Genomic DNA, 15,651 nt, shown 5'->3' with positions numbered 1-15,651 from the left:
CGAACCTGTCCGACGTTCCGAAGAGGGTGTCTTTTACAAGTGTAAAGGAATGGATGGTTTCACTAGGATGGATGAAAAACAGAAAGAGCTTCTGAAGACGGGAGCTGAAGTGCTTGTGGTGGCTGCGGCAGCCGAGCGGCTACAGGAGTGGAGAACATCGCGGAGTGTTCTAGGCGCCAGCGACAGAGTAAGGGTGGCAATTGTCGGACTACGAGGTTCCGGAGCGGAGCACATTCGTAGATTTGGTGCACTACCGAATGTTGAAATTGCAGCGCTCTGCGATATCGATGACGGCGTGATGCGGGAGCATCTGCAAACGGTGCAGAAGATGGGCTTTCAGCCGAAGACTTATGTCGATATCCGCAAGCTTCTCGAAGATAAATCGATTGATGCCGTTTCGATCAATACGCCCAACCACTGGCATGCGCTGATGGCCATCTGGGCGTGCCAGGCGGGCAAGGACGTGTATGTGGAGAAGCCCTGCTCGCATAATTTATGGGAAGGCGGGCAACTGGTGCGCGCGGCCGTGAAATACAACCGCATCGTACAGCATGGGACGCAGTATCGCTCCAATGCCACAGTCATGCAAGCCATCAAAGAGATTCAGAGCGGGCTTTTGGGCGATGTCTATATGTCTCGCGGTCTTTGTTTGAAGTGGCGCGACACGATCGGCCACACGCCTGCATCGCCGATCCCCTCTGGCGTTGATTACGATCTGTGGACCGGCCCGGCTCCTTACCTGCCCTTCACTAAGAATCGTTTTCATTACAATTGGCATTGGTTTTGGAATTATGGAAACGGCGATGTGGGCAATGAAGGTGTCCATGAACTGGATATCGCTAGATGGGGACTGGGTGTTGGCTTTCCTAATAAGATTTCAGCGATGGGCGGCCACTTCATGTTTGACGATGACCAGCAGACTCCTAACACGCTGCATTGTTCGTTTCAATATGACTTGCCTGGCGGAAAACACAAGATGCTGGAGTTCGAGGTTCGACATTGGATATCGAACCACGAAGCCGGAGTTGGAACCCGCTTTGACGCTTCCATACGATTGGATGAAACCGTTCAAGGAGGCGTGGGTCCGTTAGAGGGAGACTACAACACAATTGGAAATATTTTTTACGGTTCGAAGGGATACCTTGCGCTGGATGACTTTGCCGGCGGCTACCGCACTTCGATGGGTAAAGAGCAGCAACCGGGCCCATCCGCGCCGCAAGGACCCGAAGATCACTTTGCAAATTTTATTGCTTGCGTGATCAGTCGAAAGAAGGAGGATCTGCGCGCACCCATTGAGGAAGGTCACATCTCTTCCAGTTTGGCGCATTTGGCGAACGTATCTTATCGGCTTGGGAGAACACTGACTTTCGATCCCGAGACGCAACTGGTGAAGAATGACGACGAGGCCAACCATCTGCTGCGCGATGGAGATCGCGGATATCGTACGCCGTTCGTGGTGCCGGAAGAGGTCTAGTTTCCGGGATCAGTTGTAAACGACTTGTATGGGGGACTCAACAAGCCGTAGTTTCTGCGGAAAGAATGTTCCTTGTAGCTTCAGAAAAATTTCTGTATTCTTATGCGTTGGAGTTTAGGGGCCAGTCCCGACAGCATCTCTGCGTGTCTGTCGCTATGGTCATGAAATTGAGCCTGATTTTCTTTGCTCAGGTTGTTGGAGAAAGCGAATTGAGATCGACCTCTACCAAACGTACCAAGGACACTAGCCCAAGCCCTAAAAAGCCTAAGTCTGGCTTGAAAGAAATCGCGTCTCTCGCAAACGTAAGCATCACCTCCGTTTCTCGAGTTCTCAATGGAAATAATCGGGTCGATCCGGCCATTCGCAAGTTGGTCCTGGAGGCGGCTGCGAAGCTCGAAATTGATCTCTCCGAGCGGCACAAGCCCAAGGCGCTGGCATTTCTGGTTTGCAACCGTACGATGTTGCATGACTTTCATTTGCGTATTTTGACGGGAGCGGAAGCGTGCTGCGCAACCCACGGCTGGGACATGGTGTTCTTGTCCTTCAATTACTCGCCGAACGTTTCCTCGAAAGACCTGACCATGCCTAAAGTGGTGCAGCGCCGAGACGTGGTCCGAGGGCTTATCCTGGCGGGAACCAACTCGAATAACCTGATCGAGCTGTTAAATAGCAAAGACATCCCGTTCGTGCTTCTTGGCAATAATCTTATCGGCCAACCTCAAAGTTTGCAGAATGACGTGATCTTTTCCGATGACATTCAAGGCGGGTACGACATAACGAAATATTTGATTGGCGCGGGCCATCGTCACATCTGGTTCGTGGGAAATACTCGTCTGCCGTGGTTTGCACGCTGCTTTTCTGGTTATCGCCGGGCAATGGAAGAGGCTGGCCTGGAGCGACATCAAAGCAGTATCGACTCTGAGAACGACACGCAAATTGGATATCTTGGCACGAAGTCTTTACTCTCCAGCGGAGAACCTATCACGGCTATCTTTGCTGGAAATGATTCCACTGCGGCCGGAGTGTATAAAGCTCTTCGGGAGAGCGGCCTGAGAATTCCTGAAGATATCAGTGTTGCAGGCTGTAATGACACGGTCGGGTCATTGTTGTATCCGGGGTTGACGACCATCCGGGAATTTCCGGAGGAACTGGGAAAACACATGGTGGAACTGATTCTCAATCGAATCGCCAATCCTGGCCAGGACCCTCAGCGCGTAACCATTCCGACCGAATTTATCAAGAGGGATTCGTGCGCCCCGATTCAGGCCGTGGCCGAAGAAGTATTAAGTGCTGGGCACCGAAGCCGAACGTAGAATCGCAATTCTGCAGCGGTATTGCGAAGCCTTTTGCGGCACGGGCATTCGCGACAGCGCATTTCTTCTTCGAAGTAGAGTGTGCTGCCGGACGCCGGGATCTACGCGCGACCACCTGCCTCTGCTATTGGTTCAATTTCTCTTAAAAAGGCAAGAGGCATCTCTTTGAACCATAGACTCCCGTCCTGAACGCTTATACATCTCGATGCTGGAAGTGCTCATCTTTCATGCGAAAATATTCTTAATATTATGAGGAAATTTTCTATTGACAATGCATTGGCGGATGGCTACTCTGGTCTAACTATCAGGCGTCACTGGCGAATGTCGTAAGTGGTGTGCTCTAGAGATCTTCATAACTCAAGGTGCGGGAGACAGGATGCGTTCTTTTGTAGATCGTCGTCAGTTTGTGAAAACCGTTGGCCTGGGCGCTTTGGCGGCTGCAGGTATGGGAATAGCCGAGGCGCGAACAGCTGCCGCAGCGCAATCAGATGCTGGCGCAGACAAGTCCAATGTAGCCAGGTTAATTCCGGGATGCTGCGCCTATTCCTACGATAAGGATCTCAGGCATGGCAAGATGACCTTGGAAGATTTCATCCTTAGGGCAGTGGAACTCCAAATACCGGCCGTGGATATGACGGTGTACTATCTCAAGTCCACGGACCCTGATTATCTTCACGGTCTTCGCCACCTCGCTTATAAGCATTGCATCGCTTTTTCGGGAGCGTCATGCGGAGCCAGCATGGTCCAGGCCTCCGCGGCGAAGCGCGCCGATACTCTGAACGAAATCAAGAAGTGGGTCGATGTTACAGACGAGCTTGGAGCTTCCCATCTCAGGATCTTCGCCGGTAAGCTGCCAAACGGCGCGAACATGAAGGACGCCATCGATTGGGTGGTTGAAGCGATGAAGGCAGCATCTGACTATTCCGGCAAAAAGGGCGTCACGCTTGGACTTGAAGACCACGAAGGGGTGACGCAGACCTCTGATGTATGTTTGGAGATTATGCACCGCCTCGATACCCCTTATGCCGGTATCAACCTCGATATTACAAATTTTATTGCTACGCCAACACAAGATGCTTATGCGCAGATTGCGGCATGCATTCCTTACGCTACCGGCAATATCCACATACGCGATCACTTCTACGATCACACTCCTGTGGATATGGATCGCGTGTGGAAGATGCTCGCGCAAGCGGGTCACCAGGGTTATGTTTCGGCCGAGTATGAAGCCAGTTTTTCCGACAGTCTACCCGCCTCTACGGGTGTGCCGAAACTGATGGATGAAATCAAGACTCTCTGTAAGAAGTATTCAAGCGTCTAAGCAATTCATATGATTGCGTTCGAGGGCCGTTCTTTCGCTGGACAGGTCTTGATTGGATGCAAGATGTATGCATCTGATGGAGAGATATCACCTTCCAACCGGCAGATGTCTGGCGCGAAAGTGCTGAACATCTGCCGGCGGAAAGATGTGGTGTCGCAACCAGCTTCCGCAGTAGCTATAGGAGTCACCGCAATCTATCATTAGGGAGCCTCTGCTCAGTCGTTCAGGAGAATGGCCTTTGTTTACAAATGTGTCCACGTCGAGTCCGCAGTTAGTAAAGAAAGATCGTAAACAGAGCAAGACGCGCTGGTGGATTGTCTGGACTTTGTTTTTTTCGACCGTTACAAATTACCTTAGCCGCCAGACTTTTTCCGTGTTATCGCCGATGATCGCGAGCGAGTATCACCTTACTCATACGGATATCGGGAAAATCCTTGGTGCGTTTCAAATCTCGTATGCGGTTACATGGCTCCTCGGCGGCATTTTCCTCGACAAGATAGGAACACGGCTTGGCCTCGCGCTGGCCGCTGGCCTGTGGTCTCTGGTGAATATCTTTACGGGCTTTGCGCATTCTGTTTTCAGTTTCAGTATTTTTCGCTTTGCCCTCGGGATAGGTGAGGGGCTCAACTGGCCGGGGGCTAGCAAGACCGTAGCCGAATGGTTTCCGAGCGCGGAGCGCAGCACAGCGGTTGCTATTTTCGACAGCGGTTCCAGCGTCGGAGGGGCGTTGGCAGCCCTGATTATTCCCTGGATTGCCATTATGTTTGGGTGGCGATGGTCATTTGTCTTTTCCGGTGTCCTCGGGCTTGTGTGGCTGATCGTATGGCTGCGCATCTATCAGCCGCTTGATCGTCATACGCGGGTGACAGAGGAGGAAGTTTCCCTTATCCGCGCCGGTCAGGATACACCTATCAAGTCTGAACACCAGGGCCTTGCAAGGTGGATTTCCCTGGCAAAGAATCCGAATTGTTGGGGTGTCGTTTTGGGTCGCGCACTTACCGATCCAATCTGGTGGTTTTATGTCTTTTGGCTTCCGCAGTATTTAAGCGATGCTCGCGGTTTCAGTCTGCAGCGAATCGCGTTATTTGCGTGGATACCGTTTGTTGCGGCCGATCTTGGAAACTTTACTGGGGGGCTAATCTCGGGTTACTGCATTCGCCGTGGCATGTCTGTAGTAAGCGCCAGGAAATGGGTATGCGCGATTAGTTGCTTGCCGGTTCTCGCTGGCATCCCTGCCGCTCATGTTCATAATGTGTATTCAGCATTAGCGCTGATTTGCTTTGCCTTGTGGGGTTACGCGAGCTGGTCCACGATGGGCCTGACCTTACCATCGGATCTTTTCCCGCAGGATCTTGTCGCTACCGTGACAGGCTTTAGCGGTTTTGCGGCAGGTCTCGTCGGTGCGGGGTTCACTTTCGCCGTTGGAATCCTGGTGGACAAGGTATCGTATGGCCCCGCATTCCTGGTTGCAGGCCTGCTGCCTGTCTTGGCAACGGTCTGTATCTTTCTCTTGATTCGCCCATATAAAGAAACGGTCCAATGAGGGTTGTAGGTCGCAGTAAGCGAGAAGTAACTGATATCAAATTCCAAGAAGGGCATACGAAGGAAACTCACGTGAAAACGAAGCGTTTTAAGGTTGGGAACTTGAAGCTAGAGGTCCACGAAAACGGTCGAGCCGCAGGTGAGGCCGCGGCCCAGGCTGCAGCCGAGAAGCTGAACGAGCTAAGGCGTCTCGAAGCAACGATCGGAGTTATCTTTGCCACAGGGGCATCCCAGCTCGATACTCTCCATGCACTGACCATGGCTGATGTGCCCTGGTCGCAAATCAAAGGCTTCCATTTGGATGAGTATGTTGGGATGTCTTCGGATCACCCAGCTTCGTTTCGCCGCTATCTGCGGGAGAATTTGACGAGCAAGGTGCAAATGAAGGAGTTCCTCGAGATAGATGGCACTGCGCCGGATATTCAAGATGTGTGCCGGGAGTATATAGGCAACATTCAATCAACCAATCCAAGTTTATGTCTGATGGGTGTTGGAGAGAATGGTCATTTGGCGTTTAACGATCCTGCCGAGGCGCGCTTTGACGATCCAGTCGATATGAAAGTAGTACATCTTGACGAGTTATGCCGGGAACAGCAGTTCGCGGAAGGATGGTTCAGGAGCCTTGACGAGGTTCCGACGGTCGCCATGACTCTCACAATTCCAGCATTGTTTCGAGTTCCCACCTTGATAGGGTCTGTACCTGGTAGCCGGAAAGCTAAAATCATGCGGTTAGCTCTCGAAGGCCCAATCTCAACGGATTGTCCAGCTTCCATTCTGCGCACTCATCCTGATGCCACCGTGTATCTGGACAAGGAGTCCGCAGCAGAATTGAATGGACTTCTGGAATTTGAGGAAGCAGAGTGACAGGGGGATAGGACCGCAGTATGCCTACCAAACTCTTTCTCCCGAATTGAGAAGCATTGGAGTTCTTGCATGGGCCTCCTGAAAGGTAAGTGCGGGATATCGTAAGATGAGGCGATGAATCGCCGAGCTGTCTTGAAATTTGCGAGCCTTTCTGCTGTTGCGGCGGCTTTTGACAAAGTTTCCGAAAAGGACGCATTTGCGTGTCCATCAAGCTTCTCCGCGCAGGGCGGAGCATCCCCACGGCTGTTTGCATTGAACCAGGCCGGCTATCTGCCCGGAGCTGAAAAAGTTGCGACTCTGCCCGTCCAACACGGCGGCGACAGTTCCTTTCAGATTGTGCCCGAGAATATGCCAGCGCAGGTCGCGTCTCCCGTATTGAATGGCACTCTCTCCGCGCCGATTTTAGATGCGGCCTCAAGCGATCGGGTGGTGCGCGCCGATTTCTCCCGGCTGACTACGCCAGGCATATACCGGCTGGTGGCGCAAGGCCAGCGTAGCGACCCATTTTCCATAGGAAAAGATATTTATCGTGAGCCGCTGAGGCTCTCCATGCGGGCTTTTTATGGGCAGCGATGCGGGTGCGCTGTCGATCTTGGTGGTGGGTACAGTCATCCGGCTTGCCACCTGTCCGGCGCGTACCACCCGAGTTCCGGACGCAAGGGCACCGTCGTGAATCACGGCGGATGGCACGACGCAGGCGACTATGGCCGGTACATCGTCAACAGCGGCATCACCTGCGGCACGCTTCTCTGGGCCTGGGAGCTTTATCCGCAAATCCTACGCAACCTTTCTCTCGATCTTCCGAATTCCGTCAAGCAATACGGCGTCAAGTTGCCCGATTACCTCGCCGAGGTGCGTTGGAACCTGGAGTGGATGCTATCCCTGCAGGATGACGATGGCGGAGTCTGGCATAAACAGACGAGTGAGCAGTTCTGCGCCTTCATCATGCCGGAGCGCGACGATCTGACCAGCTACATCATCGGCACCGGGGCGTCCCCGTACAAAAATACATGCGCTACCGCTGACCTCGCGGCGGTGATGGCCATTGCAGCCCGCTGCTACTCGGAGTATGACGCATCTTTTTCGGCCCGCTGCCTCGCGGCTTCCAAACGAGCCTGGAGCTGGGCTGTCGCAAACCCGGATGTGACGTTTACCAATCCTCCAGGGGTTGGCACCGGTGAGTATGGCGACGAGCACTGTCATGACGAGATATTCTGGGCCTCTGCCGAGCTGTGGCGGACGACCGGTGAGCGGCAATATGAGCTGGCCTTTCTTGACGGAGTTGCGGCGCAAGCACCCGAGAGCGCCATCAAAGCGCCATATTGGGTTTACGTCGCTCCGATGGCCTACTGGACCTACGCTCTCGCGGATCGGAAAGGTTCGGAGCCGCTGAAAGAGCGTATCCGTAAGCAGACGGCAAAGGCAGCGCAGGAACTCGTCGAGCGGAGGAAGCTCAGCGGTTACGGAAATACTATGGCGCTGACCGACTATATTTGGGGCTCAAACTCCGTGGCTGCCAACCAGTCGCTCCTGTTGCTCATCGCGGATCATTTTCAGCACGAACCTGCAGCGGTGGAGGCAGCGCTCGGTAATGTGCATTACGTGCTCGGTCGCAACTGCTTCGCCGTCTCGTGGGTCACCCAGGTCGGAACCAATCCGTTTCAACATCCGCATCATCGTCCCAGCGCGGCCGACGATATTACAGCGCCGTGGCCGGGACTGATGTCCGGCGGACCCAACGCCCGGCCAGGAGACGAGGCGGCGAAGACCCTGCCGACCCTGCCGCCGATGCGGATGTGGATGGACGATCAACGGGCTTACTCACTCAACGAAGTCGCCATCAACTGGAATGCTCCGCTGGTATTTCTCCTCGCGGGCGCGAATGCGCAGGTAAGCTGAGGATTCGGAGGCGAGTTCGGCTGAAGATCGTTGACCGGGGGCTTTGTTTTCGCGCACAAAAGAGGAGGGGCGCTCTGTATCGAGCGCCCCTTTCGAGTTTGGGTTGGAAGCAGCTTACGGCAGGTAGTAGCGGAAGCTGGTCCAGAACATGTTGTCGATGCCGTTCGCTCCGCCGCCGGGGTTGGTTGTTCCGCCCGCGCCAGACCAGAGGTCGCGCTCAAAGCGGCTGTACTGAAGGCCATAGCGCATACGGCCCATGGGTCCGCGGTAGATGTCGTACCACGTGCCTGCGGTGAACTCCTGCACGTCCTTGTTCTGATTGCCGCAGCTGGCTGGGGTAGACGGGTCGAACCCGGTGCCGCCGCCGCCGTAGGCTCCCGCCGCCGCCGTGGTGGGCGTTGGTTCCACGTTGCAACCGGTCATGCTGGTGAGGGGCGAACCATAACCCTCTTTGCCGTAGTAGTCGCGATAGACGTAATCGCCGCCGTAGTTCAGATAAATCATCAGGCGCGGCGTGGGGGTCAGCTCCACGGTGCTGAGGGCCGAGAAGGCCTTCAGCGGATCGATGATGGCATCCGGCCGCAGGGTGATGTCGGCAATGGTGGAGGAGCCATAGCGGCCTACGCCCTTGCCATACAGACCCTTGAGGCCGATGGAGATCTTCTTGTTGGCCAGCGGAGCGCGGAAGCCGCCGCCGATGCCGCCGCCGGGAACAACGTCGTTAAAGGCGCCAGTCGCGTTGGTGCACGTCGTGGTGCCGCTGGCGGAGGTGGTGCAGGTTTCGTTCGGATAGATGCGGTCGCGGAAGAAGCGGCTGATGCCGAAGACTTCCCAGTGACCCCAGCCGGGCTCAAAGGCGATCTTGCCGACAAAGTCGGGAGCGAAGTTGAAGGAGTAGTTTGCCGTGGCGTTGTAGAGGCCGCCGCTGACACCGGCGGAGCCGATGAGCAGGTTCGTCGGGAGGCCGCTGCCTGCGGGGTTCAGGGTTTCTGCATTTTCAGCCGAGGCGCCGATGAAGAACTTGTGGTTGAAGTCCTTGCTCACGCGGAAGCTGTACTGGCGGGTCCATACGAAGCCAGCTTCGTACTGGGGGTCGATCGTCGCCGGAAGAATTTCGCTTCCTCTCGTCAGGCCCTGGGTGGTCTCAGTCGCCAGGGACCAACCCTGACCGCCAGAGAAATCCCAACCGTTCTTCAGGAGAGCATCCGCCCAGAGCTGCCGCTGGCGTAGTACGTAGCTGTTGGACTGGTTGTTGTTCGAGGTGATGCCTGTGCCGAGCCAGTCCGCTTCGTAGTAGCCGGTCATCGTCATGGAGTCGAGCTTGCCGGTTGCACGGAGTGCGATACGCGACTGACGGCCCGTACCCTGGAACTCACTCATCTGCGCATCGTCGGAATATTGAAGCGGAACACCGGTGAACGGAGTGTTGATATCACCGCCCGTGGCTCCCTGACGCCACACGGTTTCGGCCGCCACGAAGCTGCCCGTGGGCGAAATCGTGATGCCCTTGAAATGCAGTGTGTCTGGATTCTCAATTGCCTTCTTGACCTGGGCCTGACCGTCCTGGACGGTGGTGACAAGGCTGGCCTGGTTCGACTTGAGATCGGTTACGGTCGAATTGAGCGTCGAAACTGCGTTAGCATTCTCTGTCACCGCCTGCTGCTGCGAATTGGCTGCTGCCTCGGCGCGAGCCGCAGTTGCCTGTGCGGCAGCGGCCGCATCCTGCGCCTGCTTCAGCTGCGCGTCGCGGTCGGAGAGCTGCTCTTTGAGCGTGTTGATCTGTGTCTCCATCTCCCGCTTCAGTTCTTCCAACTCTGCCGCAGTTGCTGGAGGAACCGGCTTAGGTTTGGCCACGTGCTTCGCATGTTTCTTATCGGCCGGAGCTGGCGCGGGGTCAGCCGCATTGGCGTAAAACGAAGTGAATCCCGCTGCCAGGATTACCGCAGCGATTGCTTTTGTCTTGATGTTCATTGAGCCTCTCTGAATTGAATGCGTGATGAAATCGGCAAGGTGCACGCCTGAGTAAACGAGTTCGTGGAAGAGATGAGGAAGCCTCGCTCCATGTCTGTTTTCCTGCCCTTTTCGGCGCCATCCGGGGGATGAGGACGCATAACCTACTAAAAACTAAAGAGTTCTGATTTCCCGGGCACGAGTTCTCGACTTGTGCCGAGCGAGAAGCAGAATTACTTTCCCGTTCCAAGTGCGGAATCCCAATTGAGGATGTCAGAGTTGTATGAATATTTAACGAATCACGGTCGAACGCGTATTTCATTTGCGTTAATTTGTGGCTTGGAAGTACTGAATGTTGCAGTTCGATGAATTATCGCGAATAAAGCGATAATTCATCGATTTGATTCAACGTCCGTTGGTGCCAGTCGCGGGAACAGACCCCGATGCCGTTGCGCCTGCCTTCGGCGCGCTTAACAGATTAGCGAGCAGGCGGTACGCTCCAGGCACCAGTTCAGGAAGCTGGCGGTAGACCGCGTAGGCCATGTAGACATACGTCCCTTTTCCCGGATGTGCGACGAGCAATCCTCCGCGCTGCGGATCCTGGCCTGCGTCTGCGGTCTCAGTGAGCGGTGTGTAGGCTGCATCCCAGGAATCGAGGAAGGAGTGGCCGCGCTCTTCGACCCAGCCATCGAAGTCGTGCGAGGTGATCTGGTTCGGCCAGCTCAGCAGCTTGTTCTGCGGGTCGAGGATCTTCACCGGTGCGGATTCCTCCACAACACGCTCCGGAGTGCGGCCCATGGCCAGCGAAAACGGGGCAGGGAAGGTGCCGCTCTGATATTGAACGATCAAAGTCCCGCCGCCTTCGACGAATGCATCGAGCCGGTTTTGAACCATCCCAAGTTCGGGGCGCGCCGAGTAGGCGCGAATCCCCAGCACGATGACGTCCCACGCAGACAGGTCGCTTGACATTAGATCGCTGCTGGTCAGCAGATGCGGCGTAACTCCTAGCCCCTCCATCGCTTCCGGAACGGTGTCACCGGTGCCCATGACATAGCCGACGCGCAGTCCCGGAGCCACCTTGACATCGACAGCGCGGGTCTTGATCTCGGCCTTGCGGTACATATTGTAGGGACGCAGGCCGGCATGACCCGTCCACTGCCAGCCGCTCTCGTATTTGCGACCGTCGGACTCGGCTTCCGCCTGAATCATGAAGGAGGAGTCCTGCAAACCCGCAGGAGGCTTGACCTCAAAGAGCATCGCTGCCGTATCGCCAAAGACCTTGCGATGAAACTCGGCCTCAGCCGGGGTTGCGGTCCAGCCCTCCGGCACTTTCAGACGCACCTCGCCGTCAGCCGGGCCTTCGGTATGCACCGTCACCCGGACTGGCAGCGGACTGCCGTCGAGAGGCAAAATCCGGGACTCAGGAGAGACTCGAACTCCAATTTTCGGGGTCACGACGAGCGGTTCAAAGATGCCGCCCACGCTCACTTGGCGCTGCATGGTCTGCACCACTTCCCCCAGCCGGATGGGAACGCCTTCGTAACGGAACTCGGCCCACGCCGTCAGCGGATAAGGAGCGAAAGACCGCCCGCGCCACTCTGGCCGCGAAACGTCGTAATAAGGCTGCTCAATGCTGGGCCGGGTGAAATATGGCTCCGTAGGCGTTGCGTCCTCCGGCACGCGCGCTTCAAGAGTCACGTCGCTGCCCGGATTCGCCACGCCATTTGCCGCCGACTCTTTCGAAGTCCATCCATGGCCGTCGCTGCTTTCGAGCCAGACTCGTTCCAGCTTGGCAGCCTTGGTGGCATTCCCGGTGTGAATGCGAACTTCCAGGCGATCTCCCGGCGAGACGCTGCGAGAGGTTTCGTCGATTCCGCCGCCGAATGGCCCTCCGCCGATGCTCGTGGATCGGGTGGTAAATGCTTGCAGGTCCAGTCCGAGGGACTGGGTGAGAGCCTGCTGGAATTGCTCCATCTTCAGGTTCAACTCGGCGATGAGGTCATCGCGCTCGCGACCAGGGATCTGACTTGACGTGACGCGCTGCCGCAGAGCAAGCGTCGCCTGGTAGCCTGCCTTGAGCACTGGCGCTATCGCCTCGGGGTTTGCGGCAACATATTGCTTCTGTGCCGCGTCAACCTGGGTCGCGATACCGGCGAGGCCGCTCTTCAGCCAATCGGGCGGCGCGGAGACCAGCGAGGCAAGGCCCTCAATGCCGGTCGGCATCCCGGCGAAAAAGCTCTTCTGAACGCCGCTCAGCCCCTGCACGCTCGTCGCCCAGCGGTGATATTCGGATTCGCCGCCGTCGGAGAGCGTAGGATTGCCGCCGCCATTCTGCGATTTCTGCTCGCCCCACCCCTCGCGTGCGATCTGCGTATAGCTGCGGCCGAGCACCGGGTCATACGATCCTGTGGGTATCTCCACATCGGTCGAGAGTTCCTTGTCCGACCACTCCTGCGTGACGTAGTTGTAGAACTTCATCGGGGCCCACTTGCCTGTGGCGTAGTCGAACATGCCCTTGGAAGAGACAGGCGCGAAGGGCATCCTGGAAAAGACTGCGCGGGGCGACCATGGTCTCACGCCCAGGGCAAATTGCTCGGGAAATACCTTGGGATCACCTGCGGCGCGGTATGCTTCCTGTTCAATGGCCGCCGAAACCTGATGCTGACCGTGGCCATCGGTCACGCCGCCGACGAAAGTCGAGACCAGCACCAATGGACGTTCGCGGCGAATCGCCAGCACGGCGTCGTAAAGCACGCGGTCGTGTCCCCACTGCGCAAAAGCCTCTTCCTTGGTCTTGGAAAATCCGAAGTCGGCCTCCGTGCCCCAGTACTGCTTTACGCCGTAGAACTGGTCAGCCCGCAACAATTCATTGGTGCGAATGATGCCCAGCGCGTCGTAAGCGTCGGCGGAAATCGCGTTCTGGCCGCCTTCGCCGCGCGTCAGCGTCAGTTGCGAGGCGCGCACGCCGTGGCCGCGCGTTTCGTAGGTGAGCATCGAGCCGTCCTCGTCATCCGGATGAGCAATGATGATCATCAGGCTGGCCCACGTGCCGAGACGCTTCAGGCTCTGCTCCAGCGCAGCGGCCCCGCGATCTTCCGGCAGCGGCAGCGCGATCTCTGTAGCTTCGGCGCGCGGCACGGGCGGTACGGGCTGCTGTGCGATTACGGTGGACGAAATCATGCTGGCCAGGGCCAGCCAGGTGACTGCCTGCTGAGTCGTGTGGGCGTATTTCATCTCTAGCGCCAGTGTACAATCCGGGCAGCCTGTACGAATCCTTGCACGCCGGTAGCGACGTCTTTCCGTTAGCTGAATCTTCTCAACTGATGACCCTATCCGCAGTCCCCTCAGGATCGAGCTCCGAAGCGCAGTCGCACTCTGGCGGTCTGTCGCGCCGCATCGGCCTGTCTTCCGCCGTAGCTCTCAACATGATGGACATGATCGGGGTGGGTCCGTTTCTGACCCTGCCGCTTGTCATAGCTGCTGCAGGCAGCCGATTCGCCGTCTGGGCATGGCTGCTCGGGGCCTTCATCGCCGTTTGCGACGGCCTAGTCTGCGCCGAACTGGGCGCGGCATTTCCGCGTGCCGGCGGTTCCTACGCCTTCCTGCGCCAGATTTACGGCGAAGATGGCGCGGGCCGGTGGATCTCCTTTTTGTATGTCTGGCAGCTCAGCTTTTCCGCGCCGCTATCCATCGCCTCCGGCTGCATTGGCCTGGCGACCTTTCTGGCTTACATCTGGCCGCCGCTGGCCGCTCAGCCATTCGCCGCCCTGCCCCAGTTGCACGGGACAAACCTCGTTGCCGCCGCAACCTGTATTTTGGTCACCTCGCTGCTCTATCGCAACCTCACCTCAATCACCAGGATGGCGTGGGTGCTCTTCGCCGGTGTGCTGCTCACCCTGGCCGGCGTCATCGTTTCCGGCTTCGTCAACGGTGCGCGCCACGGCCTCATCGATTCCGGCAGCGTCGGGGTGTGGCCATTCTCCCACCTGGCCGCGGGGCCATCGGGCACGCTTCTGTCGGCACTGGCGCAGGCGACGATGATCACCTGCTACGACTATTGGGGCTACTACAACATCTGTTTTCTCGGCTCGGAGGTGAAGCGGCCCGAGAAGACCATTCCCCGCGCAATCCTCATCTCCATCGCAGTGGTCGCTACCTTATATGTCACGATGAATCTGGCCGTGCTGCCGTCGCTGGGTGCTGTTTCCTCGGCTGCAGCCAAAGCGAGCGTGCAATCGCGCCTCTCGCTGGTCGCGGAAATCGCCCAATCCGCCTTCGGACGCGTCGCTGGGCAAACGCTTGCCGCGCTTATCCTGTGGAGCGCCTTTGCGTCGGTCTTTTCGCTGCTGCTCGGCTACTCGCGCGTGCCCTACGCCGCCGCCCGCGACGGGAACTACTTCTCAGGACTTGCCGCAGTGCACGCCCGTCACGGATTTCCTCACCGTTCGCTGATCGCGCTCGGCCTGGTGGCGACGTGCTTCTGCTTTTTCTCGCTGAGCCAGGTGATCACGCTGCTGGTCGTCATTCGCATCGTGCTGCAGTTTCTATTGCAGCAGGCCGGAGTCATCTGGCTGCGTTTCAAACAGCCCAACCTGCCCCGGCCATTTCGAATTCCGCTGTACCCGTTGCCGCCGCTCGCCGCAATCGCCGGATTTCTTTTCATTCTCGCGTATCGGCCTAACCCGCTGCGGGAGTTGGGAGCAGCCGCCGCGATTGCCGCCAGCGGGACCGTGATTTATATGATTCGCGCGCGAGGCCGTGGAGACTGGCCGTTTGTGAGCGCCGGGCAATCCGACACCGGCAAACCTTGACCGGCAAATCTTGAGGCATTTACTACTTCAAGCGGGTATCCGGATGCAGGTTGCGGTACGTGGCGATCATCTCTGAAACAACGATCCCGTCGATGGTCATTCCCTCCAGAAGGCACTCCGAAATAGAAGCGCCGCGCAGATCGGCCTGCGTAATCTGAAGCCCCGAAAAGCTGACATCCCGGACGCGCCATCCGGAAAGGTTCGCGTTCCGGATCGATGCCCCTGAGAAATTGATGTCGTCAAAGCTCGCATTGGATAGGTTGACGTCCTTGAACGTGGAATAGGACAAGCAGGATTGCGTGACCTCGAGCCGCTGGTTGACCTGATTTAACTGGACGGTATCCTGGGTCGCCATCCCGAACCCCTTTCTGCAAATCAATCGCGTCATCCATACTAGCCGGTCGGAAAACCAATGTGCGAGTCGCAAGCCCAGGCTTTTGCCTTGGACGCAGCCTCGGAGCGCGGCGAAAGGTTATT

Annotated in this window: 10 protein-coding genes; 7 read left to right on the top strand and 3 right to left on the bottom strand. The window is 57.0% G+C overall.

The window, feature by feature from the left end; all coding sequences use genetic code 11:
• The first annotated feature begins 67 nt into the window (after nt 1-67).
• From OHL23_RS25865 to OHL23_RS25840, 6 genes are all read left to right on the top strand, one after another.
• Nucleotides 68-1,474, top strand: a complete 1,407-nt coding sequence (locus tag OHL23_RS25865) for a Gfo/Idh/MocA family protein (RefSeq protein WP_263354942.1) — start codon at nt 68-70, stop codon at nt 1,472-1,474.
• 161 nt (nt 1,475-1,635) lie between these two features.
• Nucleotides 1,636-2,787, top strand: coding sequence for a LacI family DNA-binding transcriptional regulator (locus OHL23_RS25860; protein WP_263354941.1), 1,152 nt, complete (start codon nt 1,636-1,638; stop codon nt 2,785-2,787).
• Nucleotides 2,788-3,163: 376 nt separating this feature from the next.
• Nucleotides 3,164-4,108, top strand: coding sequence for a sugar phosphate isomerase/epimerase family protein (locus OHL23_RS25855; RefSeq protein WP_263354940.1), 945 nt, complete (start codon nt 3,164-3,166; stop codon nt 4,106-4,108).
• A 238-nt stretch (nt 4,109-4,346) separates the two neighbouring features.
• On the top strand, nt 4,347-5,651 hold the full coding sequence (locus tag OHL23_RS25850) for an MFS transporter (RefSeq protein ID WP_263354939.1): 1,305 nt from the start codon (nt 4,347-4,349) through the stop codon (nt 5,649-5,651).
• On the top strand, nt 5,648-6,514 hold the full coding sequence (locus tag OHL23_RS25845) for a 6-phosphogluconolactonase (RefSeq protein WP_263354938.1): 867 nt from the start codon (nt 5,648-5,650) through the stop codon (nt 6,512-6,514). The genes OHL23_RS25850 and OHL23_RS25845 overlap by 4 nt, the downstream gene beginning before the upstream one ends.
• Before the next feature lie 114 nt (nt 6,515-6,628).
• The gene (locus tag OHL23_RS25840; protein ID WP_263354937.1) at nt 6,629-8,413 is read left to right on the top strand and encodes a glycoside hydrolase family 9 protein; all 1,785 of its coding nucleotides are present in this window, start codon (nt 6,629-6,631) and stop codon (nt 8,411-8,413) included.
• Nucleotides 8,414-8,527: 114 nt separating this feature from the next.
• On the opposite strand, the gene OHL23_RS25835 is transcribed toward OHL23_RS25840, so the two are convergent.
• Nucleotides 8,528-10,384 (bottom strand): hypothetical protein, encoded by a 1,857-nt coding sequence (locus OHL23_RS25835; RefSeq protein ID WP_263354936.1) that lies wholly within the window; start codon nt 10,382-10,384, stop codon nt 8,528-8,530.
• Nucleotides 10,385-10,768: 384 nt separating this feature from the next.
• Nucleotides 10,769-13,597: a PIG-L family deacetylase gene (locus tag OHL23_RS25830; protein ID WP_263354935.1), complete on the bottom strand. Its 2,829-nt coding sequence runs from the start codon at nt 13,595-13,597 to the stop codon at nt 10,769-10,771.
• Between the two features lie 89 nt (nt 13,598-13,686).
• Here OHL23_RS25830 and OHL23_RS25825 point away from each other — a divergent pair, with 89 nt between their 5' ends.
• Nucleotides 13,687-15,174, top strand: coding sequence for an APC family permease (locus OHL23_RS25825; protein ID WP_263354934.1), 1,488 nt, complete (start codon nt 13,687-13,689; stop codon nt 15,172-15,174).
• A gap of 22 nt (nt 15,175-15,196) precedes the next feature.
• On the opposite strand, the gene OHL23_RS25820 is transcribed toward OHL23_RS25825, so the two are convergent.
• Nucleotides 15,197-15,529, bottom strand: a complete 333-nt coding sequence (locus OHL23_RS25820) for a pentapeptide repeat-containing protein (protein WP_263354933.1) — start codon at nt 15,527-15,529, stop codon at nt 15,197-15,199.
• Nucleotides 15,530-15,651: the final 122 nt, after the last annotated feature.

The organism is Acidicapsa acidisoli, from assembly GCF_025685625.1.
Lineage (GTDB): Bacteria > Acidobacteriota > Terriglobia > Terriglobales > Acidobacteriaceae > Acidicapsa > Acidicapsa acidisoli.
This window is presented reverse-complemented; position numbering and strand designations above follow the sequence as displayed.